Source organism: Xylophilus sp. ASV27 (assembly GCF_016428875.1).
In the GTDB taxonomy this organism is placed as follows: Bacteria; Pseudomonadota; Gammaproteobacteria; order Burkholderiales; family Burkholderiaceae_C; genus Xylophilus.
Window position 1 is genome coordinate 1 of sequence record NZ_JAELTO010000168.1, and the last position, 5,953, is coordinate 5,953.

The following is a 5,953-nucleotide window of genomic DNA, read 5'->3' on the forward strand; positions in this document are numbered from 1 at the left end:
GGCCGATGGCCAGGGCGCCGTCCACGCCGCTGGCCAGGCAGGTGATGGCGGTGTCGAAGCTGCCCTCGGGCGTGACGCGGCCTTCGCCAATGCGCAGCAGCCGCTCGCCGCTGGAGCAGAGCAGGGCGCCGCCTGCTTCCACGAGGTTGTCCAGCTCCGGGGCCTGGGCCAGCACGGGGGCCGATTCCAGGCGCTGGTCGGGCTGCAGCGGACCGTCCATGATCGGCACGGCGGTGCTGTGGCGGCCACGCCCGAAGAAGCGGTCTGCGGCGTCGTGCAGGGCCTGCATCATGCGCGTGCTCCCCAGTAGCTCCCGGGGCCGGTCCAGCCGGGGTCCGCGCCCTCGATCTTCCATTGGCCGATGCGGTTGTTGAACAGGCTGCCCAGGTAGAGGTAGCCCTTGTGCTCCTTGCACGAGGTGAGCGAGGGGTGGTTGACGGCCTGGTTGTCCCAGGCCGATTCCAGCACCTCGCCCTCGGCGGTGATTTTGATGAGGCAGCCCGCGTTGAGGTTGGGCGAGAGCCAGTGGGCCGGCGCCACGCGGCGCGTCATGCGGCGGCGAAAGCCCGGCATCACCTGGGCCAGGTCCAGCGCCGGGCTGCGCATGCCGACCAGGCACAGCCAGTAGTGGCCGTCGGAGGCGCGGTTGATGTTGTCCGGGTAGCCGGGCAGGTTGGCAATCACGGTCCGCACCAGGCCTTTCCTGGGCCCGTCGAACCAGAAGCGCCGCACGCGGCAGGCCCAGGTCTCGGCGAACAGCAGCGACTCGCCATCGGGCAGGCAGCAGACGCCGTTGGGGAAGACCAGGTGGCGCAGCACCGTCTCAGTGGTCTTGCTGCGCGGGTCGTAGCACAGCAGGCGCCCGTTGCCGCGGCTCTCCAGCATGTCGGTGGACCAGTTGTGCGCGTTGTAGCGCACGGTGGCCTCGCTGAAGAAGATGCGGCCATCGGGGGCGATGTCCAGGTCGTCGGCCAGGCGCAGGCGCGAGTCGTCGATGATCGAGAACCGGCTGCGCGGCGTTTCGTCGGTCAGCTTCACCACCTCGCGCTGCGGCGTGACCATGTACAGGCCCATGCCGCCCACGCAGACCACGAGGTTGCCGCCACGGTCGAAGTTCATGCCCAGTGGCGTGCCGCCGATGTGGGCGAAGACCTCGTGGCGCGTGTAGTCGGGCGCGAGGAAGCGCACGATGTCGCCCTGGCGCGTGCCGCAGTACAGGTGGTCTTCGCGGTCGAGCGCCACGTCCTCGGGGGCCTCGATCCGGCCCTCGCCGATCAGGCGCGTCTGGCACAGGCGGCTGTTGGGCGCGTAGGCGCCTGCTGCGCCTTCCTCGGTGTCCGGGCAGGGCGCAATGTCGAAGTACGCGGGCGATACGTAGGTGCTGTTGATCAGGCGCTGCCGGTTCTTCACCCAGCGCACGTCCAGGAACACGCCCGCCAGCAGGATCAGGCCCAGGATCATCGAGGCCGTCGTGCCCACCACGCCCAGCTGCAGCAGCCCGTTGGTGAGCACCAGCACCACGACCGAGCCCAGCAGCGCCTTGGCCACCGAGCCGCGTCCGCCGCCCAGGGTGGTGCCGCCCAGCACCACGGCGGTGAGCACGGCGATCTCCATGCCCACGCCCGTGTCGGAACTGACGCTGCCCATGCGCGCGCCATACAGGAACGCCGCGGCGCCGCACAGCATGCCCGCGTGCACGTAGGACATGGCCACCACCGAACGCACTGGAATGCCCGCGTTGTAGGCCGCGCGCCGCGCACCGCCCACGGCCGCGATGCGCCAGCCCGGGCGCGAGCGCGACAGCGCGATGTGCCACGCCAGCGCCACCAGGGCCGCCAGCCACACGGCCCAGGCAATGCCGAGCAGGCCGCCGCTGCCGAGCTGCTCCCACAGCGCGGATTCGGGTGTGGACACGACGATGCGCGTGGCGAAGATGGGCAGCACCATGTCGTAGAGGGAGCGCAGCAGCACCATGGTTACCAGCGTAGTCAGGAACGCGCGCAGGCGCAGGTAGCCGATTAGCACGCCGTTCACTGCGCCGCACAGAGCGCCCGTGCCCAGGCACAGCAGTGCCGATTGCCAGACCTGGAGGTGGTAGACGTTCATGCCCGTGAGCGCGGCCAGCACGCACAGCGCGAAGGTGGCGCCCAGCGCCAGGTCGATGCCGCCGGCGATCATGACGACGGACATGGCGATGGCCACCAGGCCGAACTCGGCCACCTGGCTGCTCAGGTCGCGCAGGCCCGTGGCCGTGAGCATGCCGGGCGTCAGCACGCCGAACAGGGCCACGACGACCATCAGGGCCACGAAGGGCACGGCGTTGTCGGCCCAGCGCTTGGACAGCAGCTCGCCGACGAGGTGGTCGGGCAGGTAGCGGTAACGGAGTCGGATCAGGGCATCCATGGATCGCGGGTCGGCTGGTGGAGGAGAGGGTGGCGCTGGCGCTGGTTGGGCAAGGAGTACTTCAAAAAAGATAGCTACCAGGCCTGGAGGCACCAGGGCTGGAAGCATTTTCTATGCTGATTCTTGGGGGTGTGCTCAGAGCAGGTCTTCCACGCCCCAGCACGAGCCCGGGCGCAGGTTGTCCTTGGTGATCACGCGGCTGGGCGGGTAATAGACCATGGGGTTGGCCACGGTGGGCTGCGCCAGCCGCAGCATGTTGGCGACCATGGTGTTGATGGCCGCGCCGTGCACGCGCGAGTCGTAGGCCACCAGCGCGCTGAAGGTGCCGTCCTTGACCTTCTGGCAGGAGGTTTCCGCGCCCGCGCCCGAAGTCACGACGAACACCTTGCCCTGCTGTCCGGCCTCCTTGATCGCGGCGCCGGTGCCCGCGTCCATCGCGTCCCAGATGCCGAAGCTGCCGCACAGGTCGGGGTGCTGCTGCAGCACGCTGGCCGTGATGGAGCGTGCCTTGTTGGCGTCGTAGTTGGTGGTCTGCTGCGACACGATCTTGATCTCGGGGTGCTCGGCCAGCGCCTTGCGCATGCCGAACACCTGGAACAGGTCCACCGCGCTGGTGGGCGCGCCCATGAGCACCTGCACCTTGGTCGAGCGGCCCTTGCCCGCCGCACAGCGCTGCGCCAGCTCCTGGCCCGCGGCATAGCCGATGCCCACCCAGTCGGCGCCCACGTAGCCGTCGCTCTTCTGCAGCGACTCCATGTTCAACTGCAGCACCTTGACCTTCGCGTCCGCCGCCTGTTTGATGAGCCGGGCGTAGGCCTGCACATCGGCGTTCTGCAGTACGATCAGGTCGGGCTTCTCGGCAATCGCCGTGGTCAGGGCGCGCGAGCCGACCTCGGTGCTCCAGTTGGCGTCACGGATGTCCAGCGTATACCCCAGTTCCTTGGCTTGGCGCTGCATCATTCTGGCCCAGGCATTGGTCATGTCCACCTGCATGGTCATGGCGATGAACACCACGCGCTTGCCCTTGAGCGAGGCGAGGTAGGCATTGCGGTTCTGGTTGTCGATGCCGGCATCCTGCGCCAGGGCTGGCGCGCACAGCGTGGCACCCAGGGCGAGCGCGAGCGCGCCTGCCAGTTTCTTGGCTTGCTTCATGGCCTTATGTCTCCTTGAGGTGGGGGGGAAGTCAGATGTCGCCCTGCTGGGACGTCTGCTCGTCGCGCGGGTTGAGCAGCGTGTCCATGACCAGGGCGGTGAGCATGACCAGGCTCTTGATCAGGTTCTGCGCGGTGTTCGAAAGGTCCATGATGGTCATGCCGCTGGCCAGCGTGCCCACCAGCAGCGTGCCCACCAGCACGTTGCGCACGCCTCCGCGCCCGCCGCCCAGGCCGATGCCGCCCAGCACCACCACCAGCAGCACGTCGTACACCAGCGTGGTGTAGAACAGCCGCGTGTTCATGCCCTCGTTCGACGCCACGATCACCAGCGCCACCACGTAGGCGATCAGGCTGCTGGCCACGTACTGGGCCACGATGGTGGGGCGCACCGCAAAGCCCGTCAGCCGCGCGGCCTGCGGGTTGTCGCCCATGGCATAGATGGTGCGGCCCAGGCGCGTGCCGCGCAGAATTCCGTGCACCAGCAGCGCCAGCAGTGCGAACGCATAGATGGCCAGCGGCACGCCCAGCAGCGAGCCATAGCCCAGGGTGCGCAGCCAGCCCAGATTCTGAGGCGCGTTGTGCGTATCGACCGAAAAGAAGAAGGCGTTGCCCACGCCGAAGATCACCGATCCCATGGCCAGGGTGGTGAACACCGGGGGAATCTCGGCGAACGCGACGACGATGCCGGTGGCCAGGCCGCAGGCGAGCACGAAACCCAGGCCCGCCAGCAGGGCCAGATGGAAATCCATCGTGCCCTCGCTCGCCATCCTCAGCGCCCAGCACATGCCCACCACCATCGAGGCGACCATCGACAGATCCACGCCCCGCCCGATGACCACCAGGCCCATGCCCAGCGCCAGCATGCCCAGCACCGAGACGCTGCGCAGCAGCGTGATGACGTTGCCCGTGCTCAGGAAGCCGTCCAGCCCCCACGAGAAGCCCAGGAACAGCACGCCCGTGAGCAGGAACACCACGCCTTCCTGCGTGGGGCGAAAGCGGGCGCGGGCCCGGGCGGGCGACGGCGGCGGTGCTGCGCTTGCGGTGTTCAATTTGTCTCCTGCTGGATGTGCCGACGCTAGAGTGACGGGGCTGCAGGAAACAATCAACGACGAGTGCCTGCACGTTCCGTACAACGGTGCTCCAGGACTCGTCTCCCCTTCCTGCGTCGGCAACCCTGCTTGCGGCAAAAAAAAAGGACACGGCTTTCACCATGTCCTCAACCCTTGGACTCACAATCAACCGGTCTCTTCGGCTCAGAAGGTGTGCGCAATGCCCAGGCTGAGCTGGCCTTGCTTGTTGCTGCTGGAGGTGGTGGCGAACATGCCTGCCTTGCCGCCGTTCTTCACGGTCTGGTACGAGTACAGGCCGTATAGCTGGGTGCGCTTGCTGAGTAGGTAGTTGAGTGCGAGGTTCACCTGGCGCACGTCCTGGTTCAGCGGGGTCTTGTCGTTCAGGAACTGGAACCCGCCCGCCGCGACCCACTGGCCGAACGGCATGCGTGCGAGCAGGCTCAGCACGTCGGCATTCGCATCCTTGACGTTGAGGGCGTTGCGCTCCTGCGTGTAGAGCAGGGCGTAGCGCGCGCCGTCGAGCTTGTAGGCCGCGCCCAGTCCGAAGATCTTGTCCGTGTCCTTGCCCACGGGGCAGCCGCCGGCTTCGCCGCACTGGCGCTCATGGTAGGCCAGCCCGGCCTCGATGTTCGACGCGTTGTAGCCGCCGCCCAGGGAGAGTATGCGGCCTGCCGAGCTCGACCCCGTCACTTCGCCGAGCGCTGCCATGGCATGGCCCTGGAAGCCGGCCATGACCGGGGACTGGTACTTGATGGCGTTGTCCACGCGCGTGCCGCCGAGCATGTTGTTGAAGCGTGCCGCGGAGGAGCCCGCTCCCGTGGCCGCGCCGTCGATGGCGGCAGACGGGTTGCCGAAGTACGAGGCCTGCAGCGAGGCGATGAACAGGTCGTTGATCGTGGGCAGCATGCGGCCCATGGAGACGCTGCCGAGGCTGCTGGAACTCAGGCCCAGCCACGACTGGCGGTTGAAGTAGGGGGTGCTGGTGGTGCCGGTGTCGACGTTCAGGCCTGCCTCCAGATTGAAATTGGCTTTCAGCCCGCCGCCCAGGTCTTCCGTTCCACGAAAGCCGAAGCGCGACGTGTACAGGTTGCCGCTGCGCACCTGGGTGGAGCCTCCGCCGGCAATGTTGCTGACGCGGGCCAGGCCCGCATCCATGATGCCGTACAGCGTGACGCTGCTCTGGGCGAAGGCCGGCGAAAGTGCCAGGCCGGCGAGGCTGGCTGCGGCCAGCGCGATGGGCTTCTTCACGGGGATGTCTCCTCTTCAGGGTTGGGAATGGCTGTCATGGAAAGAGAGTCGAAGGCAGATCACTCCTTGGCATAGCCA

4 protein-coding genes and 1 pseudogene are annotated in these 5,953 nt (G+C 67.6%); all 5 read right to left on the minus strand.

Annotated features, from left to right (window positions below):
- Positions 1–292: pseudogene (locus JHD63_RS21405) on the minus strand (hypothetical protein); the annotation flags it as partial.
- Positions 289–2,403, minus strand: coding sequence for an ABC transporter permease (locus JHD63_RS21410; protein ID WP_198972823.1), 2,115 nt, complete (start codon positions 2,401–2,403; stop codon positions 289–291). The pseudogene JHD63_RS21405 and the gene JHD63_RS21410, both read right to left, overlap by 4 nt.
- A gap of 135 nt (positions 2,404–2,538) precedes the next feature.
- Positions 2,539–3,555, minus strand: coding sequence for a sugar ABC transporter substrate-binding protein (locus JHD63_RS21415; protein WP_198972824.1), 1,017 nt, complete (start codon positions 3,553–3,555; stop codon positions 2,539–2,541).
- 31 nt (positions 3,556–3,586) lie between these two features.
- Positions 3,587–4,606 carry an ABC transporter permease gene (locus JHD63_RS21420; protein WP_198972825.1) on the minus strand — a complete coding sequence of 340 codons (1,020 nt, stop codon included), beginning with the start codon at positions 4,604–4,606 and terminating at the stop codon, positions 3,587–3,589.
- A 204-nt stretch (positions 4,607–4,810) separates the two neighbouring features.
- On the minus strand, positions 4,811–5,875 hold the full coding sequence (locus JHD63_RS21425) for a porin (protein ID WP_198972826.1): 1,065 nt from the start codon (positions 5,873–5,875) through the stop codon (positions 4,811–4,813).
- Positions 5,876–5,953 lie beyond the last annotated feature (78 nt).

Bases quoted from the DNA above. Each gene is read 5' to 3' on its own strand.
- JHD63_RS21410 (WP_198972823.1), bottom strand. From the start codon at position 2,403: ATGGATGCCCTGATCCGACTCCGTTACCGCTACCTGCCCGACCACCTC.
- JHD63_RS21415 (WP_198972824.1), bottom strand. From the start codon at position 3,555: ATGAAGCAAGCCAAGAAACTGGCAGGCGCGCTCGCGCTCGCCCTGGGT.